28 protein-coding genes are annotated in these 24,748 nt (G+C 68.5%); 18 read left to right on the top strand and 10 right to left on the bottom strand.

Annotated features, from left to right (window positions below; all coding sequences use genetic code 11):
* The first annotated feature begins 33 nt into the window (after positions 1-33).
* The 14 genes from AC1PK7_RS01815 (at position 34) to acpA (ending at position 8,327) form a co-directional block, all read left to right on the top strand.
* Entirely contained in the window at positions 34-573 is a 540-nt protein-coding gene (locus tag AC1PK7_RS01815; protein WP_420008656.1) for a transglycosylase domain-containing protein, read from the top strand.
* A 91-nt stretch (positions 574-664) separates the two neighbouring features.
* Positions 665-1,201: a hypothetical protein gene (locus AC1PK7_RS01810; protein WP_481099666.1), complete on the top strand. Its 537-nt coding sequence runs from the start codon at positions 665-667 to the stop codon at positions 1,199-1,201.
* 218 nt (positions 1,202-1,419) lie between these two features.
* Positions 1,420-1,659, top strand: a complete 240-nt coding sequence (locus tag AC1PK7_RS01805; protein WP_267123546.1) for a DUF1161 domain-containing protein — start codon at positions 1,420-1,422, stop codon at positions 1,657-1,659.
* Positions 1,660-1,732: 73 nt separating this feature from the next.
* Positions 1,733-2,035, top strand: coding sequence for a hypothetical protein (locus AC1PK7_RS01800; protein ID WP_010340330.1), 303 nt, complete (start codon positions 1,733-1,735; stop codon positions 2,033-2,035).
* A 186-nt stretch (positions 2,036-2,221) separates the two neighbouring features.
* Complete coding sequence (locus AC1PK7_RS01795; protein WP_481099665.1) at positions 2,222-2,548, top strand: hypothetical protein; 327 nt, start codon at positions 2,222-2,224, stop codon at positions 2,546-2,548.
* A gap of 264 nt (positions 2,549-2,812) precedes the next feature.
* The gene (locus AC1PK7_RS01790; protein WP_481099664.1) at positions 2,813-3,121 is read left to right on the top strand and encodes a cyclic-phosphate processing receiver domain-containing protein; all 309 of its coding nucleotides are present in this window, start codon (positions 2,813-2,815) and stop codon (positions 3,119-3,121) included.
* Positions 3,122-3,205: 84 nt separating this feature from the next.
* Positions 3,206-3,427, top strand: a complete 222-nt coding sequence (locus AC1PK7_RS01785) for a hypothetical protein (RefSeq protein ID WP_481099663.1) — start codon at positions 3,206-3,208, stop codon at positions 3,425-3,427.
* Positions 3,428-3,510: 83 nt separating this feature from the next.
* On the top strand, positions 3,511-3,807 hold the full coding sequence (locus AC1PK7_RS01780; RefSeq protein ID WP_481099662.1) for a DUF2695 domain-containing protein: 297 nt from the start codon (positions 3,511-3,513) through the stop codon (positions 3,805-3,807).
* A gap of 15 nt (positions 3,808-3,822) precedes the next feature.
* Entirely contained in the window at positions 3,823-4,116 is a 294-nt protein-coding gene (locus AC1PK7_RS01775) for a hypothetical protein (protein ID WP_481099661.1), read from the top strand.
* A gap of 18 nt (positions 4,117-4,134) precedes the next feature.
* Positions 4,135-4,473: a hypothetical protein gene (locus tag AC1PK7_RS01770; protein ID WP_420008649.1), complete on the top strand. Its 339-nt coding sequence runs from the start codon at positions 4,135-4,137 to the stop codon at positions 4,471-4,473.
* Entirely contained in the window at positions 4,470-4,859 is a 390-nt protein-coding gene (locus AC1PK7_RS01765) for a VOC family protein (RefSeq protein ID WP_267097689.1), read from the top strand. Before AC1PK7_RS01770 ends, AC1PK7_RS01765 begins: the two co-directional genes overlap by 4 nt.
* A gap of 265 nt (positions 4,860-5,124) precedes the next feature.
* A complete protein-coding gene (locus AC1PK7_RS01760; protein WP_420010303.1) occupies positions 5,125-6,123 on the top strand; it encodes an AI-2E family transporter in 999 nt (332 codons plus the stop codon).
* Positions 6,083-6,451 (top strand): hypothetical protein, encoded by a 369-nt coding sequence (locus tag AC1PK7_RS01755; protein WP_481100961.1) that lies wholly within the window; start codon positions 6,083-6,085, stop codon positions 6,449-6,451. Before AC1PK7_RS01760 ends, AC1PK7_RS01755 begins: the two co-directional genes overlap by 41 nt.
* Before the next feature lie 163 nt (positions 6,452-6,614).
* On the top strand, positions 6,615-8,327 hold the full coding sequence (gene acpA / locus AC1PK7_RS01750) for an acid phosphatase (protein ID WP_481099660.1): 1,713 nt from the start codon (positions 6,615-6,617) through the stop codon (positions 8,325-8,327).
* Positions 8,328-8,395: 68 nt separating this feature from the next.
* On the opposite strand, the gene tcuC is transcribed toward acpA, so the two are convergent.
* Entirely contained in the window at positions 8,396-9,703 is a 1,308-nt protein-coding gene (gene tcuC, locus AC1PK7_RS01745; RefSeq protein WP_481099659.1) for a tricarballylate/proton symporter TcuC, read from the bottom strand.
* A 372-nt stretch (positions 9,704-10,075) separates the two neighbouring features.
* Here tcuC and AC1PK7_RS01740 point away from each other — a divergent pair, with 372 nt between their 5' ends.
* A complete protein-coding gene (locus tag AC1PK7_RS01740) occupies positions 10,076-10,543 on the top strand; it encodes a metallophosphoesterase family protein (RefSeq protein WP_481099658.1) in 468 nt (155 codons plus the stop codon).
* A gap of 138 nt (positions 10,544-10,681) precedes the next feature.
* A complete protein-coding gene (locus AC1PK7_RS01735) occupies positions 10,682-11,107 on the top strand; it encodes a hypothetical protein (protein ID WP_481099657.1) in 426 nt (141 codons plus the stop codon).
* A 55-nt stretch (positions 11,108-11,162) separates the two neighbouring features.
* Here the strand turns inward: AC1PK7_RS01735 and AC1PK7_RS01730 are convergent, their stop codons facing one another.
* The 8 genes from AC1PK7_RS01730 to aroE form a co-directional block, all read right to left on the bottom strand.
* On the bottom strand, positions 11,163-12,734 hold the full coding sequence (locus AC1PK7_RS01730) for an SDR family NAD(P)-dependent oxidoreductase (protein WP_481099656.1): 1,572 nt from the start codon (positions 12,732-12,734) through the stop codon (positions 11,163-11,165).
* Positions 12,735-12,967: 233 nt separating this feature from the next.
* Positions 12,968-13,525: an ankyrin repeat domain-containing protein gene (locus tag AC1PK7_RS01725; RefSeq protein ID WP_481099655.1), complete on the bottom strand. Its 558-nt coding sequence runs from the start codon at positions 13,523-13,525 to the stop codon at positions 12,968-12,970.
* 64 nt (positions 13,526-13,589) lie between these two features.
* Positions 13,590-15,113: a catalase KatB gene (katB, locus tag AC1PK7_RS01720; RefSeq protein WP_481099654.1), complete on the bottom strand. Its 1,524-nt coding sequence runs from the start codon at positions 15,111-15,113 to the stop codon at positions 13,590-13,592.
* Positions 15,114-15,418: 305 nt separating this feature from the next.
* Positions 15,419-15,916, bottom strand: coding sequence for a hypothetical protein (locus AC1PK7_RS01715; RefSeq protein WP_481099653.1), 498 nt, complete (start codon positions 15,914-15,916; stop codon positions 15,419-15,421).
* A 134-nt stretch (positions 15,917-16,050) separates the two neighbouring features.
* A complete protein-coding gene (gene dinG / locus AC1PK7_RS01710) occupies positions 16,051-18,180 on the bottom strand; it encodes an ATP-dependent DNA helicase DinG (protein WP_481099652.1) in 2,130 nt (709 codons plus the stop codon).
* A 67-nt stretch (positions 18,181-18,247) separates the two neighbouring features.
* Positions 18,248-18,580, bottom strand: coding sequence for a hypothetical protein (locus tag AC1PK7_RS01705; protein WP_481099651.1), 333 nt, complete (start codon positions 18,578-18,580; stop codon positions 18,248-18,250).
* A gap of 63 nt (positions 18,581-18,643) precedes the next feature.
* Positions 18,644-18,970 (bottom strand): hypothetical protein, encoded by a 327-nt coding sequence (locus tag AC1PK7_RS01700; RefSeq protein WP_209245212.1) that lies wholly within the window; start codon positions 18,968-18,970, stop codon positions 18,644-18,646.
* 49 nt (positions 18,971-19,019) lie between these two features.
* The gene (gene aroE, locus AC1PK7_RS01695; RefSeq protein WP_481099650.1) at positions 19,020-19,868 is read right to left on the bottom strand and encodes a shikimate dehydrogenase; all 849 of its coding nucleotides are present in this window, start codon (positions 19,866-19,868) and stop codon (positions 19,020-19,022) included.
* 52 nt (positions 19,869-19,920) lie between these two features.
* Here aroE and AC1PK7_RS01690 point away from each other — a divergent pair, with 52 nt between their 5' ends.
* On the top strand, positions 19,921-20,811 hold the full coding sequence (locus AC1PK7_RS01690; RefSeq protein WP_481099649.1) for a TolB family protein: 891 nt from the start codon (positions 19,921-19,923) through the stop codon (positions 20,809-20,811).
* 396 nt (positions 20,812-21,207) lie between these two features.
* On the opposite strand, the gene AC1PK7_RS01685 is transcribed toward AC1PK7_RS01690, so the two are convergent.
* Positions 21,208-23,715, bottom strand: coding sequence for a PepSY domain-containing protein (locus AC1PK7_RS01685; RefSeq protein ID WP_481099648.1), 2,508 nt, complete (start codon positions 23,713-23,715; stop codon positions 21,208-21,210).
* 204 nt (positions 23,716-23,919) lie between these two features.
* On the opposite strand from AC1PK7_RS01685, the gene AC1PK7_RS01680 reads away from it, so the two are divergent.
* Positions 23,920-24,675, top strand: coding sequence for a DNA/RNA non-specific endonuclease (locus tag AC1PK7_RS01680; RefSeq protein ID WP_481099647.1), 756 nt, complete (start codon positions 23,920-23,922; stop codon positions 24,673-24,675).
* Positions 24,676-24,748 lie beyond the last annotated feature (73 nt).

Raw genomic sequence — 24,748 nt, 5'->3', positions numbered from 1 at the left:
GTCTCAATGCCACTCGACGGCGGGTGAGTGCTCATGGTCAAGATCGTCCACTATCTTGGAAAAGGGATAGCGCTCCTTCTCTTGGCAATGCTCCTGGCATTGATCGCCTACGATGTACTCGCCGTCCGCCCACATCTGGCTCGAATTCGCGATCTTCTCGCTCAAGCCAATCCAGAAGATACTTCTCCTCCCGAAGCGATCCGCAGGCTGATCGACGCGAATGTGGGCTCGCCTTCTTCGCAGGCGGCCCGTCTTGTGACATCCCGCGTTTCATCGGATCTGACGCAAGGGGAATCGCAGATACGCGAAGCGCTTTGGCGCATGCTGTTGCCGATGCATTTCGACAAGTCGCAAATGTACGGCATTTACTGCAGCCTTTCTTACAATGGCGTGGATCAGGGACTGAGCAGCTTTGCCAATCGAGAGTTCGGCAAGCCGCTCAGCCAGCTGTCACCAATGCAGGCGGCGACCACCGTTGCAATCACCCATGCCCCTACACTCTACTTGAAAGACCGCAACAGGCTGGCCAAGCGCGCTCGGGCACTACTGGTGTGGTCCCAGCAGTCGCGTTAGCCCTCCACGCATGCCACAGGAAGGCGACGCCATCGGTTACTCGCGCCGATACCCCTCTGACAGGATCTGTTCCCACAGGATTGACACACGAATGAAGAAGACCCTGGCGTGCCTTGCATTGGCAGCGGCGTTGACGAGCCTGCCTCTCGCAGCACCGGCGTCTGAGCCGGTGTCATCCATCACCCAAGCAACACTGCAGGAGTCAGAGAGCGAGTACCAACACAGCCCGCTCTGCGACAAGGAAGAACTCACGCTGTGGACATGCCAGACGCGCAAGCGCGCGTTTTCGCTATGCTCGTCGAAGGCGGTCAACCGGACCTCGGGCTACCTACAATATCGGGCGTCGGAGGGCGGCAAGCTGGTGCTGCAGTACCCTGCGGAGAAGAAGCCGCCGACGGGGCTTTTCACTTACAACACGTTTCCCAACGGAAATGCCTCGATCGAGTTCAGCAACGGCGGCTACCGGTACAGCCTGTTCGACCCACTCAGATCAGCTTCGTCCATCTCCGTCTCCGGACCTGGAGCGTCGAACAAGACAACGCAGATCGCCTGCGGCCCGAACCAGACCCTGCAGCTTAACTATACGATGCGGCTGATGTACGACGCAGACGTGTGGGTCGACCCCTGAATGCGCTGAACCAGATCGCGGCGTCGGCGTCCCGCTCCTCCCGACCAGCCGCCGACCAAGTAAGGTGGCGGTAGCGGTCGACGCAATCTGCGCTTGCTACACTCGGCGCGACGGCCCTGCTCCCGCGAGCGACCAGGTCGACCGCCATGCCAAAGCCGCCACACCTTACGTGTTTTTTCCCGCAACCTCTTTCTCCCTCATCGACTACCGGTGCCATCATGAAACAGGCCATCGCACTTCTCCTGCTCGCCTTCGCCTCCTCGTCCGCTTTCGCGGCCGGCAGATCCTGCGAGGAGTTGAAGGCCGAGCTCACCGCGAAACTCGATGCCCACGGGGTCAAGGACTACACGCTGGAGATCCTCGACAACGCCGATATCAAGGCGGACCGCAAGGTCATTGGCAGTTGCGCGGCGGGGAGCAAGAAGATCGTGTACAGCAAGAACAAGCCGTCGACGTAAGCGACAGGGGTTGTCACGTCATGCATGCAACGTGGACGCGAGGCATTGTCGTCGCGCGGAGAAGAAGCATGTCATGCAGGTAGTGGATCACGCACCTCATGCCTGGTTCCTCCTGCGCGACGGCGACACGCTGCTGCTCGACGTCAACTGCAGCCATGGGCCCGTCGGTTACGCGTGGGTCATGGCGCTGACTGCCCAGGAAGTTGCGCAGTACCGCGCGCTCGGGCGTGATTTCATCGCGCAGCTCGCTGAGCGCGTGCAGTCGACCGCGCCGGGGGTATTGGGCAATCGGTCGCCGTATCTGGTTCGCAAAGCAGATGCCGAGACTCGCCAGCGCGTCACCCTGGCCATCAAGGCCTGGAACCAGAGCAACTGACTGTCCTGGGAGTACTACTTGGGAATCAGCGCAACTTTTTTCTGTTCGTGCCAACTGCATTGCACAAGCCACACCCGGCAATCGGCTGACGCGCCCGACCGGCATCGCCCGCGCCTCCCCTTGCCGCTTCCGGCCCCGCTTTGGCATGGTCCATGACGAGTCGGATACCCTGAAGAGAAAGCCGCCATGCAAGACATGACCTGGAGCGCTTCCGAGAAAGAGGCAGCCAGAGCACTGTTCGACACCGCGCTTCAACGCGAACTCCAAGCCTATCTCCAGGAGTTCAAACGCAGTGCCGCAAGCATCGACACGCCGGACGCTCTATGGCCCCTGGTCGACCAGGCCGTAAAAAAGCAGCGCGAAATCGCTCAGACATACGACTACCGCTATTCTCAGCTCATCCTCGTCTTCGCCGGCCTTTTGCGTCGCGGCATCATTCAAGAAGCGGAAGTAGCCGCGCTTGGTGACGACAAGGCCAGGCACATCATCGCCCTTGCAAGTCTGAAGGTGTGATGTATCTGATCGCCAACCGCACTGCCGCCCTCTAAGGCACACGATGCGAGACGCCGGCACCAATTCCCGCCGGAAGGCCTTGTGTTCCGACATACGCTGCTGCGGATGTGCTGAAATTCGTGGCGATGCGCCGGCTGATGCGGCACACCGCTTCGTCACTGTTTTGCGACAGTGCGAGATCGCACCGATCCTCGGACTGTAGTAGGTTCGTCGCGTACGGGTAGATGGGCGGACCCGCCGCCCCGAACACAGGTGCCGCTTGCCATGCGTGTATTTCTGGACGACGGACGAGAAACACCCGCAGGATGGACAAGGGCGTATTGGCCGGATGACGTCATCGCGCTGCTCCAGACCGGGAAGGTAGAGGAGCTCAGCCTGGACCACGATCTTGGCGACGATGCGCGCGGAACAGGCGACGACGTGGAGCTCTGGATCGAGGAGGCGGTCGCGCTTCGGTCCTTCGTCCCGCCGAGGATGCACGTCCATTCTGCAGACACTTCGGCGGGGGATAAGATGCGGCTTGGGATCGAGGCGATCGAGCGGCTAGCGGCAAAGAACAGATCCGATGCATGATCCCATTGCGATGCAGCCGAGATGATGGAGAAGCCGACTGCTTGTCCGGCACATGCCTACTGATACAAAAGCTAATACTCGCAGATGATCAATCCAGATTGGACAACCAGAGGCAAATCGGTCGCGCAATTGATCGAAGAGCTCAAGACATTCGAGAACCAGGACATGGAGGTCAGGATCTCCGTCGATGGCGGCAACACGTGCTTCCCGATTTCGCTGGTTGGCAAGACGGATGGCAAGTATTCCATCTTGAGGAATTGCGAGGACAATCCTTCCATCGTTCATCATGTTTCTGACGATGGTTAGCGGTTCATTGGCACGGTATTTCAATCTCAGCTTTCACACTGATGGCAGTCCTCGCCGCAGCATCCTCCATGTGACAGTCGATAATGACAGAGAATCCGGAAGCCCAACGTCGCAACGCGCCCCGCGCAACAGTGCAGTCCGAACAGTGCGCGTCCGAAGAGGCCGCGCTTCCCCTTCCCAAAGAAACGCTCTTGGCCTTGTTCGATTACTTGAATGACGCACTCGCCGATGGCTGCGATCATTCCTTGCGGCTCACCACGCAGTTCCTCGCGTCCAACAATGTCGCTCCAGAGTCGGTCATCCCCTGGCTCGGTGCGCACGGAGGCTTCTGCGATTGCGAGGTGCTTTTCAATGTCGAGGAGCGTTGGGGCAAGCCGTGAACGGAAATCTACCTGATGCATGACCTGCCGCAGCACTTCCTGGCCGATCTGCAGCTGCATCCTGCGCAACCAGGAAGCAAGGCCACTGCGCTCGTCTCCGGGCAGTGGTGCGCCATTCTTTGCATCGATCGGCAGCAGTGGTCGGCCCGCCTTACCTTCACCGGCAGCCCATCGTCCGGGGATACGTTCCGGGCAGGGGTACAGTTGCTGATGCCTGACGCACTTGCCCATTTCCCGGCGGGCGCCGATTTCACGCTATGGGCGAATGGCAGCGAAGGGACAGGCCACGTGGTCTCGAGTGCGGCCTGACAGGCACATGGAACCCGCATGCACGTCGACATCACCCACCACGTGGACGCCAGCGAGCCGGACGACGAAGACGGCTATTACTACGCCTACACCCTCTACCACTTCAGCGACGGCCGCGATCGGCTGCTTGCGCGCAGCTACGACGACGAGGCGGACCAGGCGCATTTCCTGAATATCGAAGTCGATGGGCGCGCGCGGACGCTGACGGACGCGGATCTGCGGCATCCGCTGCTGCTGGCGGCCGCCGCGTACCTGGGCGAGGCCGGCAAGCGTAGACTGCGCTGGCTGAGCGGCCGCGGCGACGGGTACGAGCCGCTGCCCGGCCAGCTCACCATCGGACCAGCGGAGGCTCCATGAAACGCGTCACGGGGATTGGCGGCATCTTCTTCAAGGCACAGGATCCGGCCGCGCTGCAGGCCTGGTACCAGCGGCATCTCGGCATCGACGTGCAGGCCTGGGGCGGCACCGCCTTCGCCTGGAACGACGGCAGCGGCGCGCCGGTCACCGGCTCCACCGTCTGGTCGATCGGCGCGGCGGCGCAGGAGCCGCACTTCGCCCCCGGCACGGCGCCCTTCATGATCAATTACCGGGTGCACGATCTGCACGCCCTGGTCGCGGCGCTGCGCGAGGAAGGCTGCCACGTGCTGGACCGCATCGACGAATCCGAATACGGCGCCTTCGCCTGGGTCATCGACCCGGAAGGCAACAAGGTGGAACTCTGGCAACCGCCCGCCGGGCAGTAGCGCCCGGCGCCGGCCGCTCAGCCGTTGCCGCTCGACGCGCAGCAAGACCCGACACACGTGCGGGCGCGCGCCGGTGTCGTCCGCGCGCACCGACCGGTGGAGATGCATTCCCGACGGGCGGCGCACGATCTTCGCCCGCCCTGCACCACCCTGCCACTACTGTCCGCGCTCATTGTCCTGATCGGGATCCGCGCCACCGATGAATGCCTCCGTCCCCGGTTCCCCCTCGCCCCTGCGCGCGTTCACGGCGCGGGTCCTGGTCGTCATGGCGCTGGGCGCGCTGGCGCTGCTGGCCTGGCAGTTGTCGGAGCTGCTGCTGATCGTGTTCGGCGCGGTGGTGGTGGGCGTGCTGCTGCACGGGCTGGCCACGCTGTTGCGCAAATGGTTGCCGGTGCCGGAGTGGGCAGCGCTGGCACTGGTGATCCTGGTGCTGGTGCTGGCGTTGTCGGCGATCGTGCTGCTGTTCGGCGCCGAGGTCGCCGCGCAGATCGACACCTTCCGCGCCACCTTGCCGGCGGCCTGGAACAAGTTCCATGCCTGGCTGCAGTCCGGTCCGCTGGGGCCGCAGATCGAGCGCATCCCCGACCAGTTGCGCGACGGCGCCTCGACCCTGGCCACGCATGCCGGCGCCATCGTGCTGTCGGCCGGTGGCGGCGTCACCGATGCGGTGCTGATGATGGTCGGCGGGCTGTACCTGGCTGCGCAGCCGCGGCTGTATCGGCATGGCCTGCTGCACCTGCTGCCACGCGACCGCCGCGGCGTCGCCGACGAGGCGCTGACCGCCAGCGGCCAGGCGCTGCGCGCGTGGTTGACCGGGCAATTGCTGGCGATGGCGGTGATCGGCACGCTGACCGGCATCGGCCTGTGGCTGCTGGGCGTGCCGGTGGCGCTGGGCATCGGGCTGCTGACCGCGCTGCTGGACTTCATTCCCATCGTCGGCCCGATCGTGGCGGCGGTGCCGGCGATCCTGCTGGGCTTCACGGTCAGCCCGCAGGTGGCGCTGGGCGCGCTGTTGCTGTTCGTGGTGCTGCAGCAGTTGGAGGGCCACATCCTGCAGCCGCTGATCCAGGCGCGCGCGGTGGACCTGCCGCCGGCGCTGCTGCTGTTCTCGCTGTTCGGCATCGGCGTGCTGTTCGGGCCGATGGGCGTGGTGCTGGCGGCGCCGCTCACCGTGGTGCTCTACGTGCTGGTCAAGCGCCTGTACGTGCAACACGCGCTGGGCGATGCCGAAGGCGCGGATGGAGCGGGAAAGCCCGCCGCCTGAGCTCCAGGACGATCGGCCCCATTTTCCGCACGCGACGATGCCCACCGACCCGCAGGACCTGCAACGCGATCTGGCCGAGACCTTGCACGGTGCCGCCGCGTACAACGACAAGGGCCATGCCTGGCTCGGACACGATGCCCGGCAGATCGCCGACATGCAGCACCGGTTCCAGACGCATCTGACAGAACTGGCCGCGCGCCTGGGCGAGGCGCGGCTGGGCCCGGCGCTGAGCGCGGCCATCGCCACCGGTGCAGCGGCGCGCGACGATGCGGGCGTCTATGTGGCGCTGTGCGAGCAGGTCTTCGCCAGCACGCGAGCGCGCCGCTGAGGTCGCACGCTGGCACCGCGCGCCGCAGCGTCATCGGTCATCCGAGAAACGCGGCCTGCGATACGGCCGCTGAACGCTGGCCCCAGAATGGGACCGGCCTGCTTTGACTTGTCATTCACGCGGCCCACACTGGCGGGTGCCTTTCCCCTCGCCCGATGACCCCGTGAAGAAGCCGCCCCAGGATCCCGCGTCCACCCCGCCCGCCGACACCGACGTCACCCCCGAAAATCCGCAACGCCGACGCCTGCTCGGCGGCCTGGCGCTGGCCGGCAGCGCCCTGGCGCTCGGTGGCCCCGCCGAGGCCCACGCCGAAACTGCCAAGCGTGCGCCAGCGCGTGCGCTGTCGCCGACGGAACTGGATCGGCAACTGCGGCAGAAGATCGAGCACGTGGTGGTGATCTACGCCGAGAACCGCAGCTTCAACAACCTGTTCCCGGAGTTCCCCGGGCTGCAGCAGCCGCTGTCCAAGGTGACGCCGGCGCAGGCGCGGCAGGTGGACCGCGACGGCAGCGTGCTCGACATCCTGCCGCCGATCTGGGGCGGGCTGGCGCCGGACGAACAGGTGGTGGCGCACCGCCGCTACAAGATCGGCGAGGACGCGATCGGGCCGCTGCCCAATGCGCCGTTCGCGCTGCGCACGCCCGACGGCCAGTTGCTGCCGCACGGCATCGTGACCCGCGACCTGGTGCATCGCTTCTACGAGAACCAGATGCAGATCAATGGCGGCCGCAACGACGGCTTCGCCGCATGGAGCGACGCCGGGGGCCTGGTGATGGGCCACTACGCCGACGCGCCGGCCACGCTACGGCTGTGGAGCCTGGCCCGCGAGTACACGCTGTGCGACAACTTCTTCATGGGTGCGTTCGGTGGCTCATTCCTCAACCACCAGTACCTGATCGCCGCGCAGCCGCCGTACTACCCCGAGGCCGACAGCAGCCCGGGGCGGACGCAGATCAGCGTGCTGGCCAGCGACCGCCCCGACGAGATCCGCCTGGCGGTGCAGGACGATTCGCCGGGCACCGCACTCAACGGCCGGCCGCGCTTCGTGCGCAACGGCGCGCTGACCCCGGATTTCTGGGCGATCAACACCCTGAGCCCGCCGTTCCAGCCCAGCACCAGCCAGGATCCGACGCGCCCGGACTACGCCGACCCGAACAGTCCCAACACGTTGCCGGCGCAGACCCACCGCCATATCGGCGATGCGCTCGACGCCAAGGGCGTGGACTGGGCCTGGTACGCCGGTGGCTGGGCGCTGGCGGTGCAGGGCAAGGGCGACACCGGCGACACCAGCGAGTTCCCGGGCAGCCCCAACTTCCAGATCCACCACCAGCCGTTCAACTACTTCGCCAACCTCGCCCCCGGCACGCCGGCACGGGCGCGCCGCCTGCGCGACGGCGGCCTGGGCGACAGCGCCCCGCAGAACCGATTCCTCGCCGACGTGCAGGCCGGCACGCTGCCGCCAGTGACGTTCTACAAGCCGCAGGGCAACCTCAACATGCACGCCGGCTATTCCGACGTGGCCGCCGGCGATCGCCACATCGCGATGGTGGTGGAGGCGCTGCGCACCAGCCCGCTGTGGGAGAAGACCGTCGTGTTCATCACCTTCGACGAGAACGGCGGCTGGTGGGATCACGTGGCCCCACCCAAGGCCGACCGCTGGGGTCCGGGTTCGCGCATCCCGGCGCTGGTGGTGTCGCCGCACGCCAGGCGCGGCCACGTCGACCACAGCGTCTACGACACCGGCTCGATCCTGCGCTTCATCACCCGCCGCTTCGGCCTGGAGCCGTTGCCGGGCCTGGTCGAACGCGAACGCGCGATGCACGCCGCCAGCGGCGTGGTACCGGGCGACCTCACCGCCGCGCTGGATCTGGGTTAGACCGGCGCGCGTTGCGCAGGGCGCGGTGGACTGCCGCCGCCCTGCCCTGCCTCCACGCAATGCCGCGCTCAGGCGGCCTGGAAGGTGCCTTCGCTGCGCTGGCGACGGAACAGCAGCCAGGTGCAGACCAGGCCGATCAGTGCCGCCAGCGACAGCCACAGCGCCGGCGCCGCGCGGCTGTGCGTGGTGTGGATCAGCCAGGTGGACACCGCCGGGGTGAAGCCGCCCATCGTGGCGGTGGCCAGGCTGTAGGCCAGCGAGAAGCCGGTGGTACGCACCTCGGCGGGCATCACCTCGGTCAGCGCCACCACCATCGCGCCGTTGTAGGCGCCGTACAGCAGCGACAGCCACTCGCCGACCAGCAGCAGCCGCCCGAACGAGGGCGCATCGACCAGCCACTGCAGCGCCGGCCACACCGTCAGCAGCATCGCCACGCTGGCGAACACCAGCAGCGGCTTGCGCCCGATGCGGTCGCTCAGCGCGCCCATCACCGGCAACCACACGAAGTTGGACAGACCGATGCAGCCAGTCACCACCAGGCTGTCCAACTCGCTCAGGTGCAGCTCGGCACGGCCATAGGTCGGCATGTAGGCGGTGATCAGGTAGAACGACACGGTGGTCATCATCACCATGCCCACGCCGGCCAGGATCAAGCCGACATTGGCGCGCAGCGAACGCGCGATGTCGGCCAGGTCCGGCGCCTGCCGCGCGGCGAACTCCGGGGTTTCCTGCAGCGAGCGGCGGATCAGGAAGATCAGCGGCACGATCAGGCTGCCGATGGCGAACGGCACGCGCCAGCCCCAACTGTCCATCACGCTGTCGGACAGCAGCGCATGCAGGGCGACGCCGAGCGCGGCGGCGAACACCACCGCCACCTGCTGGCTGGCCGACTGCCAGGCCACGTAGAAGCCGCGCCGGCCCGGCGTGGCGATCTCGGCCAGATACACCGACACGCCGCCCAGCTCGGCGCCGGCGGAAAAGCCCTGCAGCAGGCGGCCAAGCAGCACCAGCACCGGCGCCAGCACGCCGATGGTGCCGTAGCCGGGGACGAAGGCGATCAGCAGCACGCCCGCCGACATCAGCCCCAAGGTCAGGATCAGGCCCTTGCGGCGGCCGTGCCGGTCGATATAACCGCCCAGCACCAGCGCGCCGATCGGCCGCATCAGGAAACCGGCGCCGAACGTGGCCAGCGACAGCATCAGCGAGGCGAACGCGCTTTTCGCCGGGAAGAACGCATGGCCGATGGCCGTGGCATAGAAGCCATAGACCATGAAGTCGTACATCTCGAGGAAGTTGCCGGTGACCACGCGGAACACGGCGGCGGCGCCGTGCGGCGCGGCATCGGCGGCGGCTGGGGATGGTGCGGGAGCGGTCATCGGTCGAAGTCTGCTGAAGAAGAAACGGCGCCGCCTTGCGATGTTGTGCGACATCGGCGGCGGCGCGCGTGGCAACGGTACAACACGACGCGTGCGCATGCCGCCAGGAGCGGCGCGCCGCTACGTGCGGGTTAATGCATGGCGGTCCGAGGGCGCGGCTCCTGGACACTCGCTGTTGCAACGCCGGGATGCACTGCGGCGCGCCGGCGATGCGCCCAGGTGCCGGTGCAGGCGTTGATCCAACTTGCACATCCGCGCACGATGCCTGGCGCGGCCAGCTCCGCCGAATCTGGCGCGCACGCATATGGCGACGACGACACCACTCCCAAATCGGTAGGCTGCACGCTGGTCATGCCCCTGGAAGCACCTCCGATGCGTCCCGTTCAACCGCTGCATCTCGGCGTGATCGCCGACACCCATGGCCTGCTGCGGCCCGAGGCACTGGAGGCGCTGCGCGGCTGTGCCGGAATCGTGCATGCCGGCGACATCGGCAAAGCGGAGGTGCTGGAGGCGCTGCGGGCGCTGGCGCCGCTGCACGCGATCCGCGGCAACATCGATACCGCGCCGTGGGCGCAGGCACTGCCCGAGACCCTGGACCTGGACATCGACGGCGTGCGCCTGCACGTGCGCCACGACCTGAAGACACTGGACCACGTCGCCGACGGCGTGGACGTGGTGATCAGCGGCCACTCGCACATGCCGTCGCTGCAGACCCGCGACGGCGTGCTCTATCTCAATCCCGGCAGCGCCGGGCCGCGCCGCTTCCGCCTGCCGATCGGCATCGGGCATCTGTACCTGACACCAGACGGCCCGCGCGGCGAATTGCAGACCCTGGGCTAGCGCAAGCACCCGCATCCCCCGCGTGCGGCGGACAGGCGGCGGACGCGCGCGATCTTCGCTACAGTGGGCGCGGGGAGGCGTGCGGCCAGCGGATGGGCGTGGCGGCGCCAGGATGCGACAGCGCGAAGGGGAGCAAGCATGCGCAAGGGATGGAACGTGTTCGGCAAGGTCGGCCTCGGCCGCATGACCAAGGACGAGTACCAGGCCAATCTCAACGGCCTGAACATGTTCTTCGGTGCCGTCCTGGGCCTGGTGCTCACCGGCACCGAACGCCTCAACGCCTGGCAGTTCGGTGTGGTCCTGGGCGTGCTCGCCAGCCTGGTCACCTCGATCCTGTTCATTTCCAGCAGCCGGCACCGGGTGGCGTACGCGATCTACACCCTGCTGATGGTGCTGGCGCTGCCGAAGGTGATCGACGTGATGCTCAAGGGCCAGGCACTGCTGCCGGACAAGGTGCAGCCGACGCTGATCGTGTGGACCATGATGACCATCATGGTGGAGTTCTGGGGCCGCGAGAAAGACGAGACTGCTGCCGCGACGGCCGCGGACCGCACGCGCGGCTAGGCCGCGCGCGGGCGCGAATACACGTCGCGCACCGTTGCGACGGCGGCGCGCCGCCTCACCAATCGGTCGGCGCGTAGTCCTTGAGGAACTGGCCCCACACGTGCTCGCCGGTGTTGAAGCCGTGGATGATCGGATCGACGATGCGCGCGGCGCCGTCGACGATGTCCAGCGGCGGATGGAAGCGCTCTTCCTGCACCTTGCGCGCGGCGATCTCGGCCGGATCCTCGTCGGTGACCCAGCCGGTGTCCACGCTGTTCATGTGGATGCCGTCGTTCTGGTAATCGGCCGCCGAGGTGCGGGTCATCATGTTCAACGCGGCCTTGGCCATGTTGGTGTGCGGATGCCGGGTGGTCTTGAAGTTGCGGTAGAACTGCCCCTCCATCGCCGACACGTTGACGATGTGCTTGTCGCGCTCGGGCGTGCGCAGCATCAGCGGCTTGAGCCGCGCGTTGAGGACGAACGGCGCGACCGCGTTGACCAGTTGCGTCTCCAGCAGTTCCACCGAGGACACTTCGTCCAGCAGCAGGCGCCAGGAGTTGCGCCCGCGCAGGTCCACCTGCTGCAGGTCCTGGTCCAGGCGCCCTTCCGGGAACAGGTGCTGCTGGGCGAGCAGGTCGTCGGCCAGCAGCGGCACCTGCGACAGTTCCGCGGCGCGCAGCAGGCCGTCGGCACCGCTGCGCCCTTGGCCCGCCCCGGCCGGCAGCGTGTTTCCCCCGGCCGGCAGCAGATCGGGGCCGCGCAGGCCTTCGTACTGGCCCACCAGCCGGCGCACGTGCTCGGGCAGGTCGTGCAGCGCGGCGGTCTCGCCGGCCAGCATGTGCGCATAGAACTGCGGCGGCCGGCGTACGGTCTGGCAGGCGTTGTTGACGATGAAATCCAGGCGCGTGCGGGTCGCCAGCAGTTCGCTGCAGAACGCCTCGACGCTGGGCGTGTGGCGCAGGTCCAGCCCGTATACCTGCAGGCGGTGGCCCCACTCGGCGAAATCCGGCTCCTGCGCGTAGCGCGCCGCCGAGTCGCGCGGGAAGCGCGTGGTTACGATCAACTCGGCGCCGGCGCGCAGCAGCTTGAGCCCGGCCTGGTAGCCGATCTTGACCCGGCCGCCGGTGAGCAGCGCCACGCGCCCGCGCAGGTCCGCGGTCTCGGTGCGCTTGAAGTAGTTCAACTCGGCGCAGGGCGGGCACATCTGGTCGTAGAAGTGATGCAGCTCGGTGTACTTCTGCTTGCACACGTAGCAGTGGCGCAGCTCGGGCGAGTGCGCTGCCGGCTCGGCCGCCGCAGCCTGCGCGTGGATCAGCGCTTCGGGCGTGTGCGGCGGGAAATAGTTGGGCGTGCTGAACACCGGCTTGCGCCGCAGCGCGCGGATGCCGGTCTGCGCCAGCAGTTCCTCGGCCTTGCGCACCTTCTCCTGGTGGCGCTCGCGCGCCTGTTCCTTGAGCAGCTTGCGCCGCGCCTTGGGCTCGGGGTTGAAGACCTGGGCGACCACCTGCAGCAGGCGCACCCGCTCGGCTTCGGGCAGGGTATCGAGCACGCGCCGGTCGGCGGCGATGGCCTTGAGCAGGTCCAGGGCAATGCGCAGGCGCTCGGCCAGGGGCAGGTCGTCGGGCGAAACAGGGGCAGTGGCGTTCAAGACAGATCCGGGGTGGGCGACGGCGAGCCGCGGCAGAGCGCCGGCACGACGCCGACAGGGCAGCACGCGACCCTGTGGCGCAGCTTCCACCGCGGCGGCGGATAGCGGCGGCTCGGGCCACGGCGGGCCGGAGGGACCGGCCACCCCGGCATTTTCGCCGATCTGCGGCCCGCGATCCACGCGCGCTGCGATCGCCGTGCCCGACACCCCGCCCCGGAGGCGGACCGGACCGCTCAGCGTGCCGGTGCGGTCGCGAATTCGCCGCGCTGCAGCTTGGCCACGTCGTTGCCCTGCGCATCCCTGGCCTGCAGGTCGGCGCCCTTGGCGGCGAGTTCCTTCAGCACCTCGGTGCGCTGGAACAGCGCCGCGTACATCGCCGCGGTCTGCCCGGCGTTGTTGCGTTGGTCCGGCGCGCAATCGGCCTGCATCAGCCGTTTGGCGATGCTCAGCTCGCCCTTGAAGATCGCGCCCATCAGCGCGGTGTTGCCGCGCTTGTCCTGCGCGCAGGGATCGGCACCGGCGCGCAGCAACTGCTCCACCGCCGCCTGCTGGCCGTGGTAGGCGGCAAGGATCAGCGCGGTGTAACCCTTGTCATCACGGGTATCGAGGTCGTAATGGGCGCGGATGAACTCGGCCAGCATGTCCTGGCGGCCCTGCCGCGCGGCATCGAAGAAATAGGTACGCAACTGCGCCTGCACCGCCGCCGGATCGGGCGCCGCAGGCGCGGCCGGTGCAGCGACCGCCGTGGCGCTGACCGCAAGGCCAAGAAGGAAGAGCACAAAACGACGCATAAGGAGTCTCCGCAAGAAAGTGCGCGGCGCGGCGATGCCGCCGCCGGGCCGCGCGTGAGACGCATCAATCCTGCAACTGCGCGGCCAGTTGCTTGACCCGCGCCAGGTCGCCCTTGGCCACCCGCGCCACGCCGCTGCCGTAGGCCGGGTCGGCCTTGTACAGGAACGAGAGCATGATGTGCTTGCTCGCGTCGTCGGTGCCGGCCAGCGATTCGCCGAAGCTCTGGATCAGGTCCTGCTGCTCCTTCTTGCTGTAGCTGCGAAACAGCTCGCCGGCCTGCTTGAAGTTCTGCTCGCGCGCGATCCTGGCCTGCTGGGTGGTGCCGGACAGCGGCAACTGGCTGTAGCGCGTATCCGGATCCTGCGGCCGCGGGCTGAGCCGGCTCGGCTCGTAGTTCACGCCGCTGCTGGTGCTGCCGGCGTTCATTGCGCCGTCCTGGTTGCCGTTGTTGACCGCCACGCGCGGCCGGTTCACCGGCAGGCTCAGGCCATTGGTGCCGACGCGGTAGAGCTGCGTGTCAGCGTAGGAGAAGATGCGCCCCTGCAGCAGGCGGTCTTCCGACGGCTCGATGCCCGGCACCAGATTGGCCGGCGCCATCGCCACCTGCTCGGTCTCCTGGAAGAAGTTGTCCACGTTCTTGTTCAGCACCATCTGCCCGATCTTGCGCTCGGGCACACCCGGCCAGATCTTGGTGGCATCCAGCGGATCGAAGTCGAACTTGGCCAGATCCTCGGGCGCGAGCACCTGGATGTACAGATCCCACTTCGGATAGTCGCCGCGCTTGATCGCGCCGACCAGGTCGTTGGTCAGGTGGCTGTAGTCCTTGCCCTGCACCGCCACCACCTGCTGCGGATCCAGGTTCTTGAGGCCCTGCAGGCTCTTCCAGTGGAACTTGACGTAGTGCACCTGGCCCTGCGCGTTGACCAGCTTGTAGGCATGCACGCCGTTGCCGTCCATGAAGCGGTAGCCGGCCGGCGTGCCTTCGTTGGAATACAGCAGGGTCAGCGTGCGGGTCGCCTCGGGCACGTGCGAGAAGAAGTCGAAGCGGCGCGCATCGTCGTCGAGATTGGTGCGCGGGTCCGGCTTGAACGCATGCACCATGTCCGGGAACTTGATCGCATCGCGGATGAAGAAGGTCGGGAAGTTGTTGCCGACCAGGTCCCAATTGCCTTCGCTGGTGTAGAACTTGGTGGCGAAGCCGTGTGGGTCGCGCAGCGTCTCCGGCGAGTGGTTGCCGTGCACCACCGAGGAGAAGCGCACGAACACCGGCGTGGTCGTACCCGGCGCGAACACCTTGGCCTTGCTCAGGTCGGAGATGTCGGCGGTGGCGGTGAACTCGCCATGCACCCCGGTGCCGCGCGCGTGCACCACACGCTCGGGAATGCGCTCGCGGTCGAAACGCTGCAGCTTCTGGATCAGTTGCACGTCCTGCAGCAGCGTCGGGCCGTTGGGCCCAGCGGTCTGCGAGTTCTGGTTGTCGCCCACCGGCGCACCGTTGTCGCGGGTGAGCGTGGACTGTGCGGCGCTGGCCGACAGGATCAGGGAAGGCGACAACAGGACAAGCAACAACAGGGATCCAGGGCGCATGGCGTCGGCTCGCGTGAAGGGAGCTGCAGCATGGCGGCAGTCCGGCGCGCAGAACATTCGTTCCTTGCGATCGATGCCATCGACGCGGCCAATCGCACCCGCGCACTGTGATCGCGACCATTGGTAGAGCGCGCAATCCGTTGCAGCTGCAGCGTCGTCGCAACGTCACTCGACGACGATGCAGTTGCAGATCGGCCGCAAAATGTAGACGCGCGCGCGTGCCATCAGCAGCGGCGATGCCTGGCGATGCGGTCGCAAGCGCACCGCGGCGCGATGCACCGCGCGTATCGCCGCGATGGCGGACGCTAGCGCTTGGCGCTCAGCGCGCGGCTGCGATCGGCGAACAGTGCCTGATCGGCTTGGCTGTAGGCGGCGCGCTGCACGGCCGCATCGATGCCGCGCTGGAAGTCGGCGCGAAAGCCAGGCTCGTTGATGCGCTGGGCGATCAGGAACACCGCGTGCGCCGTCTCGGCGCCGACCGCCTGCGTATCGGGAAAGCCCTGGCGCCGGATCAGATCGGTCAGGCGCTCCTGGCTTTGCTTCTGCGCCATGCGCACCTCGCGTGCATACGCGCGCAGCGATACGGTGTCGTGCTGCAGCCGCTGCGGCGAGTAGTCCCGCTTGAGATCGGCGCGTGCCTGCGCGTCGTCGCTGATCAACTGCAGCAGTTGCGTGCGATAGGCCGGATTGGCCGGCGCTGCCGTGGCAGCGTCTTGCGTCAGTGCGCCGGTCGGACCCGCCGCGGCGATGCTGGTCAGCACGCACAACGCCGCTCCGAACGCCCAGCGTGTGGCGATTCGCATGATGATGTTTCCCCCTGTCGCCCGCGATACTAGACCAGTGCGTGCGGCCTGTCCGCGTGCAGACGGGTTCCCGCCCATGCGATGCCGGCTTGGCGCACGGCGTCACATCGGCAGCCCAACGGACGTCACATCCGCTAGCCGATCACCCGCTTGAACGGCGGCAATGCATCGATGATGCGCTTGCCGTAGCGCTTGGTCAGCAGCCGCGAATCGAGAATGATCACACGGCCGTGGTCGTCGGCGGTGCGGATCAGGCGGCCGGCGAACTGGGTCAGGGTGCGCAGCGCGTGCGGCACCGCGATCAGGTTGAAGGCGTTGAGGCCGCGGCTCTCGAACCATTCACCGAGCGTGGCGGTCTGCGGATCGGTCGGCACCGCGAACGGCACCTGGGTGATGACCACCGTGGTGCAAGCCTCGCCCGGCAGGTCCAGGCCCTCGCCGAAGGAATTGAGGCCGAACAGCACCGAGCCTTCGCCGGCGGCGATGCGGCGCATGTGCTCGCCGATCATTTGCGACTTGGAGCCCTCGCCCTGCACCAGCACGCGGTTGCGCTGCGCGATCGGCAGCAGGTCGGCCACCTTGAGCATCTTCCAGCGCGAGGTGAACAGCACGATCGAGCCCTTGCCCCAGTCCAGTTCGCGCACCAGGTAGCGCGCCACTTCGCGCGGATGGCCCTCGCGGTCGTCCGGCGCCACCGGGAACGCCGGCACGATCAGTTCGGCCTGGTTGGGCAGATCGAACGGCGAGGACAGCGACACCATCTCCGCATGCGCGGGCAGGCCGTTGTCGATCGCCAGCGCCTGGAAATCGCCGCCGCCGGTGAGCGTGGCCGAGGTCAGCACCGCCGCGTCCACCTCGCTCCACAGCAGCGAGCGCAGCACCTGCGCGGCCGACACCGGCGAGCAATGGCAGATCAGATCGGCATCGCGCGAGGCGGTGATCCAGCGCGCCATCGGCGGCTGCCCGTCCTGGTCCTCGCGGCGCCAGCCCAGCCACAGCGCGTACTGCTGCTCGACCATCTCCAGAGCCATGCCCAGGTTGCGCTGCAGGCGCTCCTTGGCCGCGTCCTCCTGCTTGGACTTGGCCGCCATCTGGTGCGCGGCCTGCACCCAGTTCAGCAGCGCCCCGGTGTCCTGCGCCTGCGCATCGATCAGCGGCTTCCAGTCCTCGGGCAGGCGGCCATTGGGCGCGCGCCACATCGGTTCGTCCTGGCCCGGCTCCGGCACCCACACCCGTTCGATCTCGGCGCGGAATGCCTTCAGGCCCTTGGCCACCCGCGCGGCGAGTTCGACCGCCTCGTTGGGCAACTGGTTGCCGATGCTGTCCTTGTCGGCAAGCCGGTAGGCGGCGCCGACCAGCGCCTGCAGGCGGCCGGTGCGCCGCGCCATCTCGTCCAGCGGCAGGTTCGCCGCGCCCTGGTCGATGGCCACGCCCGCGATGTGGTGGCCTTCGTCGAGCACCAGCAGCATGTCCGACGGCGGCGCGATCAGCGGCTGGCCGTTGTCGCTGTCGCCCAGCGACAGCGCCGACAGCAGCAGGGCATGGTTGGTGACCACGATCTGCGCGTCGCGAACCTCGCTGCGCGCCTTCAGCACCGGACACTGCACCGCGAACGAACAGCGCCGCCCGGCGCAGCCGGCCGCATTGGTGGTGATGCGCGCGCGCAGCGACGGCGGCACCGGCTCCGGCGCGGCATCCAGGTCGCCGTTCCAGGTCCGGTCGGCGTAGGCCTTGGCCAGCGCCCGCGCCTGCTCGGCCTCGGCCGGGCTCAGCGGACGGTCGTACAGCGGCGCCTCGTCCTCGAACATGCTGTCCTGCGCGGCCTCGCCATGCAGCTCGGCGACGTTGCGCGTGCACAGGTAGCGGGTGCGGCCCTTGGCCAGCGCCACCGTGGCCTCCAGCCCGGTGGCCTTGAGGAAGGCCGGGATGTCGCGCTCGACCAGCTGCGACTGCAACGCCACCGTGCCGGTGCTGATCACCAGCTTCTTCTTGCTGGCCAGGGCGATCGGCACGCCGGCGGTCAGATAGCCCAGGCTCTTGCCGACGCCGGTCGGTGCCTCGGCCACGCCGACGCCGCCGGAGGTGCCCAGCGCGCGCGAGACCACGCCGATCATCTGGCTCTGCGCACGGCGCACGCGGAAGCCCGGCGTATTGGCCTGCAGCTTGGCGTAGGCATCGCGGATCGCCAGCTTGACCGGTTCGGTGAGCTGACGCGGGGACGGGCCGGACGCGGGCGGCGTCGACGGCGAAGCGGAATCGGTCATCCCGGCATTTTCTCACGTCCCGTCGCAGGGACTGAAACGCGGGAACTGAACGGTGCGGCGTGCCGCGTTATGGCAGCGGCGGCGCGGCCTTGCGCGGCAACGCCAGCCACAGCGCGCGCAGCAGCAACGCCAGGCCGGCCACGTACAGCGCATCGTCCAGCAGATGCACCAGCGCGGAAGCGTCCGGATGGACGCCGCGGAACTGCGGAGACAGCAGCGCCACCGAGCCCAGGATCGCGTTCAACAGCCGCGGCAGGATCGCGTCCATCAGCAACACCGTCAGCCCGAGCCGCGCCAGGGTGCGCGCTTGGCCCGGCGCCAGCCGCGGGAGCATCAGCAGGGCGATCAGCGGCAGCAACAGGCGCGCCAGCAGGCCGAGCGCGCCGGTCAGCACGCTCATGTCCAGAAGCGGGTGCAGCCCCATTGCCAGCATCGCGTCCTCCCTCGAATCCGGTGGCGTCGGTCAGTGCGGCGGCGCCACGCGGGGCGGCAGGGCGAAGCGCAGCGCCAGGACCACCAGCAGCACGCCCACCGTCAACATCAGGCTGAGGACCGCGCGCAGCACGCCCAGCCACATGGTGAACTGGGACAGGCTGGCGCCACGCGACATCAGCCACATCGGCAACATCGACAGCGCCGTGCCCAGCAGCATCACCACCAGCATGAGGCTCAACCCGCACAGGCCCAGCGTGCGTGGGCGGCCAGGTCGCCGCGTGGCCAGCAGCGCCATGCCCACCACGTACACCACCACGACCGGCAGCTGGAACAGCAGGGTCGTCAACATTTGCATCGCAAGTCCAGTGTCCACGCAGTCGTTCCTCTCGATGAAGACGCAGGCGTCAGTCGGCGCTGACCAGGACCGCATCGCGCTCGCGCAGCGCGGCATACACCGGATCGGTGTCCGGGCGCACGCCATGCCATGCCTCGAAGCTCTCTGCGGCCTGTTCCACCAGCATGCCCAGGCCGTCCACGGTGTCGCGGCAGCGCGCCGCACGCGCCCAGGCCAGGAACGCGATCGCCACCTCGCCGTAGTTCAGGTCCACCGCCAGGGTCATGCTGTTGATCAGCGACAGCGGCAGGGTGAAGCTGGCGGCCGGGTCGCGGCCGATGGTGGTTGCGTTGACGATCAGTTCGAAATCGCCCAGCTCGCGCAGGTCTTCCCAGTAGCGCGAGATCGCGCGTGCCGGCTCGCCCAGCGCATCGACCAGCGCATCGGCGCGTTCCGGCGCGCGGTTGACCACCACCAGTTGCTGCACGCCGGCCTCCAGCAGCGCCGGCGCCACACCGCGCGCGGCGCCGCCGGCGCCCAGCAGCAGCGCGCGGCGGCCGCGCAGGTCCAGGCCGTTGCGGTCGGTCAGGTCGCGCACCAGGCCGGCGCCGTCGGTGTTGTCGCCGTGCCACTGGCCATCGCGGTAGCTGAGCGTGTTGACCGCACCGGCCGACTGCGCGCGTGCGCTGTGCACCAGGCTGAGCGCGAACGCGGCTTCCTTCAGCGGCAGGGTCACGTTGGCGCCGACACCGCCGTCGGCGGCGAAAGAGGCCAGCGCCGCGGAGAACCCGTCGGCCTGGACGTCGATCGCCTCGTATTGCAGGGCGATGCCGGTCTGCTTGGCGAAGGCGGCGTGGATGCGCGGCGACAGCGAATGGGCGACGGGATGGCCGAACACGGCAAAACGGGAGTTGGGCATGGAGCGCTCGTTGGTTGTTTTAGACTGGCGGCGACATTCCATGGAATCCCTCATGCGGACCCCTGCCCTGCCGCTCGCGCTGGCCGCGAGTTTACTCTGCGCGCCGTGTGCGTTCGCGCTTTCCGAATTCGGCATCGAGGGCATGGGCGTGGTGTCCACCGCTGCCGACGAGACCCGCGCCAGCGTATCGGCAGACGGCCAGCGCATCGTCTGGGCCAGTCCCGACCGCGCCGGCGGGCCCGGCGGCGGCGATCTCTGGCAGGCGCGGCTGCGCGACGGCCGCTGGAGCGACCCGCAGCCGCTGCCGGCGCCGCTCAACTCGCCGAACCTGGACAGCGACCCGTTCTTCAGCGCCGACGGACACTGGCTGTACTTCGCCTCCGATCGTCCCGGTGGCCACGGCGGCAGCGACCTGTACCGCGCGCCGGTGCTGGCCGACGGCGGCTACGGTGCGCCGCAGAACCTGGGCACGGCGGTGAATTCGCCGGGCAACGAGCGTGCGCCGGCCCTGTCGCTGGACGGCACGCGGCTGCTGTTCGCCAGCGACGGCCATGGCGGCGCCGGCGGCCTGGACCTGTTCGTGGCGCGCCTGCAGGGTCAGACCTTCACCGCGCCGCAGGCGCTGGCCGAAGTCAACAGCGCCGACGACGACACCGATGCGGCGTGGCTGGGCGACGGCCGCGCGCTGCTGTTCGCGCGTGCGCACGGCAGTGCGAGCAGCCAGGTGCTGCTGGCGCAATGCGCAGGCGGCCGCTACGCGGACCCACAGCCGCTACCGCTGTCGTTCAACAGTCGCGACGGCCACACCGCTGGCGCCGTGCTGGATGCGTCCAAGCCCAGCGAACTGTTGCTGTCCGGCAGCGCCCGCGCGCCCAGGGCCGGCAAGCGCGATCTGTACCGGATCAAGGCACCGGCCGCCACCGGTAGCGGCGACTGCAGGTAAGCGGGTTGCGCGACGGCGCGACGCACGGTGGCAATTGGTCGAGCGCAGTCGCACAGGTTCGCCCAAGGAGTACGTGGCGGCAGCCCCCCCGTCCGGCGACCACGCCCGGGCGTTTTCCGGGATGCCCGGGCTGCTGCCATGCCGGCGGGCGAGCGGCGTAAGAAAGGGCCGTTGTGGGAGGGACTTCAGTCCCGACGCATGGCAGCTGGACGCATCGCCCTATTCGCTTGTCGCGAGCGAACAGCGCCGCCAACAACAACGCGTCGCGGCTGAAGCCGCTCCTACGTGCGTGCATTTCACCGGATCAGAAGCTCCCTGAAATGGCTCCCACCGTCCTCATCAGCGACGATCAAGGCAGGCAAAAGCCCCTGATCGCGCTGCGATCGGCGCATCGCCTCAATACACGTCGCGCCGGTAGCGCCCCTCGGCGCTGAGCGCATCCAGCGCATCCTCGCCCAGGATCTCGCGCAACGCCGTATCCACGCCACGCGCCATGCCGGCGAGGCTGCCGCAGACGTACACGGTGGCGCCGCGCGCGACCCAGTCGCGGACCGCGTCGGCGGATTCGCGCAGCCCGTCCTGCACGTAGCGCTTGTGCGCCTGGTCGCGCGAGAACAGCAGATCGAGGCGCTGCAGATGGCCGGCGGCCTGCCACGCCTGCAGTTCGTCGCCGAACAGCGCATCGTGCGCGGCGTTGCGCTCGCCGAACAGCAACCAGTGCCCCTGCACACCGGCCTGCTCGGCCTCGCGCAGCAGGCTGCGCAGGCCGGCGATGCCGGTGCCGTTGCCGATCAACAGCATCGGCGCAGCGCCATGCCGGCGAAACCCCGGGTTGGCGCGCACCTGTGCGCGCAATACCGCGCCCAGCGGTGCGTGCTGGCACAGCCAGCCGGCGCCGAGCCCGGGGCTGCCGTCGTCGCGCAGGGTCAGGCGCACGACCAGGTGCAGCAGGCCGTCGGCCGGCACCGAAGCGATCGAGTATTCGCGCAACGGCAGATTCGGCAGCGCGTCCACCCAGGCCTGCAGGTCGTCGCCCGGCGCCGGCGGCGTCAGCGCGCGCGATGCCAGCGCCTGCCACAGCGGCTGCCGCACGCCATCGGCCTGCACTGTCCGCTCGGCGTCCAGCGCCTGCGCGGCGAGCCAGGCGCGGATCGCGTCGGCGGCGTGGCAGGGCTGCACTTCCAGGATGTCGCCGGCATGCCAGTGCGCCTGCGGCGGCGGCACCAGATCGATGCGCCACACCGGCGCGCCGACGCTGCCGGGATTGAGCAGGACGCGGCCGGCCAGGCGCCAGTCCAGCGGTTCCGGCGCCTGCAGCACCGGTGCCGACGCCGCCACGCCGGTGAGCGCGGACAGTTGCCATTGCCACTGCGCCAGCGCCTGCGGGTCGGCATTGTCCACTTCCAGTGGCGGGAACAGCGCCTGCGCGCCCTGCGCCTCCAGCCAGCGCTGCACCTCGCGAGAGAAGCCGCAGAACTGCGGATACTGCCGGTCGCCCAGGCCGAGCATCGCGTAGCGCAGCTCCGGCAAGGCCTGCGCCTGGCGCAGCACACGTCGGACGAAACCGCGCGCCGCGTCCGGCGGTTCGCCGTCGCCGAAGGTGCTGACCACGAACAGCACGCGCTGCGCGCCGCGCAGGTGCGCCAGCTCCAGCTGCGCCAGCGAACGCACCTCCACCGCAAGGCCGGCGGCCTGCAGGTGCGCGGCGGTCTGCCAGGCCAGGCGCTCGGCCAGGCCGCTCTGGCTGGCGAAGCCCACCAGCCAGGCGCCGGCGGCATCGCCGACCAATCCCGGCAGCGCGCGCCGCGCCGCGCGCAAGGCGCGCTTCTTGCGTCGGCGATCCAGGTACAGCATCCAGCCGGTGACGAAGAACAGCGACATGCACAGGCTCGCCAGCAGCATCGCCACGCGCCCGGGCAGGCCGAAGAAGCTGCCGCTGTGCAGCGCGAACATGCTGGTCAGCAGGCGCCGGCCCAGCGGTTGCTGCCGATACTCCAGGTGGCGCAGGACGCGGCCGCTGGCCGGATCGACCTCCACGCTGTCGTAGGCACGGTCGTGCGCCGGATCGGGCGGCAGGTAGCGGGCCACGATCGGCTGGCCGCTGCGACCGGGCAGACGCAGGTCCAGGTAAGCGCGCTGCGCCGCCGGCACGGTCGCCAGAGCCGCCTGCAGCCGCGCGTAGTCCACTGCGGGTGGTTTGCCGCCGCGACCGCCCTCTTTCTCCTTGGGCGCGGCATCGCCGCCGAGCATCGCCACCAGCCCCTGCCGGTACCAGTCGTAGGACCAGTACAGCCCGGTCGCGGCGATCAGCAGGTACACCAGCAGGCACCAGGTGCCGATCACCGAGTGCAGGCTCCACAGGAAGCTGCGGCCCTGCCGGTTCCACTCCACCGCCCACCAGGCGCGCCAACTCCACCAGCGCCGCGGCCAGCGCAGATACAGGCCGGACAGGCAGAAGAAGATCAGCACGAAGGCGCAAGCCCCGGTGACCGCCTTGCCGCGCTCGCCGGCGGCCAGGCGCCGGTGCAGGTCTTCGACGAAGGAGAAGAAGCCGTCCAGGCGCGGCGCCGGCAGCACCGCGCCGGTGTAGGGATCGAAATACAGGCGGCCGCCGTCGCGGCCCGGCAGGCGCACCGCGGACGGGCGCGTGCCGGTGGGATCGATCAACAGGCGGTTGCTGCGGTGCGCGCCGTCCAGGTCCAGGCGCCGCGCCAGCTCGGCCAGCGGCAAGGGCTGCTCGCCGGCGGCATGGCGGGCGGCGATGGCCGCCAGCGGCGGATTGGCCAGGCGCACGATCTCGTCCTCGAAGGCGAGCGTGGCCCCGCTCAGCCCCATCACCGACAGCACCAGACCGGCGCTGATGCCGAGCAGCCAATGCAACTGGAACAACAGCGACTTGATCACGGCGGCGCGGTGCGGGACGGGGGGCGGTCGCGCATTGTAAATGAGAACGCTTATCGCATGCGATTGCTCCGTCGCCGCGCGGCGTCTACCGCCAAGCGTGACCCGCGACGCAGTTGCCATTGGCAGCACATCCAGCGGTCACCTGACGGACATCGAACGTGGCCAGTTTCTTCACCTCCATCGACCACCCCCGAGGTTCCTGCAATGTCCGTCTCCCTGCGCGGTTGTCTTGCCCTGCTTGCGCTGTTCGCCGCCCAGGCGGCCAGCGCCGCCACCAGCTGCCCCACGCTCTACGCCGGCGGCAAGGCGCCGACGCTCGATGCGTCGATCACCAGCCGCACCACCGAGGTCTGCCATACCGAATACGTGCTGATGGCCTCGGGCGTGACCAAGGGTCCGCTGTATTCGGCCGAGCACATCACCGACCAGCAGGTCGCCGGTGCCGAATCGATCGGCCGCGTCGGCTCCTTCCACGACGAGACCGGCATCCCCGCCGCCGACCGCTCGCACACCTCGGACTACACCAACTCCGGCTACGACCGCGGCCACATGACCCCGGCCGGCGACGCTTCGACCACCAACTCGGAGAAGGAAACCTTCTCGATGGCCAACGTGGTCCCGCAGGACCACAAGCTCAACACCGGCGAGTGGGCGCGGATCGAGGAGCAGGTGCGCCAGCTGGCCAAGCAGCGCGGCGAGGTCTACGTGGTCACCGGCCCGGCCTTCGACAGCGGCACGCGCAGCAGCATCGGCGCCGACAACGTGCAGGTCCCGGACTACGTGTGGAAGGCGGTGTACGAGCCGGACAACGGCGCGGCCGCCTACATGTGCGTCAACGACAGCACCATCAACTGCGACGTGGTGTCGATCAACGACGTCATCACCATGTCCGGCGTGGATCCGTTCCCGGCGATCAGCGCCAGCATGAAGGCCAATCCGATCGCGCTGACGTTGCCGTGAGGCGGAGATTCGGGAGTGGAGATTCGGGATTGGTAAAAGCGTTCTGACACCCTGCCCGGGTTGGGCGGCCGGA

Source organism: Xanthomonas sp. NCPPB 3174 (genome assembly GCF_056725205.1).
The sequence above is the reverse complement of the archived record's forward strand: the minus strand, read 5'-3'. Positions and strand labels throughout refer to the sequence as shown.

What these genes read in the sequence shown, in the direction of transcription:
- AC1PK7_RS01785 (WP_481099663.1), top strand. Translation starts at nt 3,206, where the DNA reads ATGATCAATCCAGATTGGACAACCAGAGGCAAATCGGTCGCGCAATTG.
- AC1PK7_RS01805 (WP_267123546.1), top strand. Translation starts at nt 1,420, where the DNA reads ATGAAACAGGCCATCGCACTTCTCCTGCTCGCCTTCGCCTCCTCGTCC.
- tcuC (WP_481099659.1), bottom strand. Translation starts at nt 9,703, where the DNA reads ATGACCGCTCCCGCACCATCCCCAGCCGCCGCCGATGCCGCGCCGCAC.
- dinG (WP_481099652.1), bottom strand. Translation starts at nt 18,180, where the DNA reads ATGACCGATTCCGCTTCGCCGTCGACGCCGCCCGCGTCCGGCCCGTCC.
- AC1PK7_RS01795 (WP_481099665.1), top strand. Translation starts at nt 2,222, where the DNA reads ATGCAAGACATGACCTGGAGCGCTTCCGAGAAAGAGGCAGCCAGAGCA.
- AC1PK7_RS01760 (WP_420010303.1), top strand. Translation starts at nt 5,125, where the DNA reads ATGGCGCTGGGCGCGCTGGCGCTGCTGGCCTGGCAGTTGTCGGAGCTG.
- AC1PK7_RS01715 (WP_481099653.1), bottom strand. Translation starts at nt 15,916, where the DNA reads ATGCGAATCGCCACACGCTGGGCGTTCGGAGCGGCGTTGTGCGTGCTG.
- AC1PK7_RS01815 (WP_420008656.1), top strand. Translation starts at nt 34, where the DNA reads ATGGTCAAGATCGTCCACTATCTTGGAAAAGGGATAGCGCTCCTTCTC.
- AC1PK7_RS01780 (WP_481099662.1), top strand. Translation starts at nt 3,511, where the DNA reads ATGACAGAGAATCCGGAAGCCCAACGTCGCAACGCGCCCCGCGCAACA.
- AC1PK7_RS01705 (WP_481099651.1), bottom strand. Translation starts at nt 18,580, where the DNA reads ATGAGCGTGCTGACCGGCGCGCTCGGCCTGCTGGCGCGCCTGTTGCTG.
- AC1PK7_RS01690 (WP_481099649.1), top strand. Translation starts at nt 19,921, where the DNA reads ATGCGGACCCCTGCCCTGCCGCTCGCGCTGGCCGCGAGTTTACTCTGC.
- AC1PK7_RS01765 (WP_267097689.1), top strand. Translation starts at nt 4,470, where the DNA reads ATGAAACGCGTCACGGGGATTGGCGGCATCTTCTTCAAGGCACAGGAT.
- AC1PK7_RS01800 (WP_010340330.1), top strand. Translation starts at nt 1,733, where the DNA reads ATGCAGGTAGTGGATCACGCACCTCATGCCTGGTTCCTCCTGCGCGAC.
- AC1PK7_RS01775 (WP_481099661.1), top strand. Translation starts at nt 3,823, where the DNA reads ATGCATGACCTGCCGCAGCACTTCCTGGCCGATCTGCAGCTGCATCCT.
- AC1PK7_RS01755 (WP_481100961.1), top strand. Translation starts at nt 6,083, where the DNA reads ATGCCGAAGGCGCGGATGGAGCGGGAAAGCCCGCCGCCTGAGCTCCAG.
- AC1PK7_RS01680 (WP_481099647.1), top strand. Translation starts at nt 23,920, where the DNA reads ATGTCCGTCTCCCTGCGCGGTTGTCTTGCCCTGCTTGCGCTGTTCGCC.
- AC1PK7_RS01790 (WP_481099664.1), top strand. Translation starts at nt 2,813, where the DNA reads ATGCGTGTATTTCTGGACGACGGACGAGAAACACCCGCAGGATGGACA.
- aroE (WP_481099650.1), bottom strand. Translation starts at nt 19,868, where the DNA reads ATGCCCAACTCCCGTTTTGCCGTGTTCGGCCATCCCGTCGCCCATTCG.
- AC1PK7_RS01700 (WP_209245212.1), bottom strand. Translation starts at nt 18,970, where the DNA reads ATGCAAATGTTGACGACCCTGCTGTTCCAGCTGCCGGTCGTGGTGGTG.
- katB (WP_481099654.1), bottom strand. Translation starts at nt 15,113, where the DNA reads ATGCGCCCTGGATCCCTGTTGTTGCTTGTCCTGTTGTCGCCTTCCCTG.
- AC1PK7_RS01725 (WP_481099655.1), bottom strand. Translation starts at nt 13,525, where the DNA reads ATGCGTCGTTTTGTGCTCTTCCTTCTTGGCCTTGCGGTCAGCGCCACG.
- AC1PK7_RS01810 (WP_481099666.1), top strand. Translation starts at nt 665, where the DNA reads ATGAAGAAGACCCTGGCGTGCCTTGCATTGGCAGCGGCGTTGACGAGC.
- AC1PK7_RS01740 (WP_481099658.1), top strand. Translation starts at nt 10,076, where the DNA reads ATGCGTCCCGTTCAACCGCTGCATCTCGGCGTGATCGCCGACACCCAT.
- AC1PK7_RS01770 (WP_420008649.1), top strand. Translation starts at nt 4,135, where the DNA reads ATGCACGTCGACATCACCCACCACGTGGACGCCAGCGAGCCGGACGAC.
- AC1PK7_RS01735 (WP_481099657.1), top strand. Translation starts at nt 10,682, where the DNA reads ATGCGCAAGGGATGGAACGTGTTCGGCAAGGTCGGCCTCGGCCGCATG.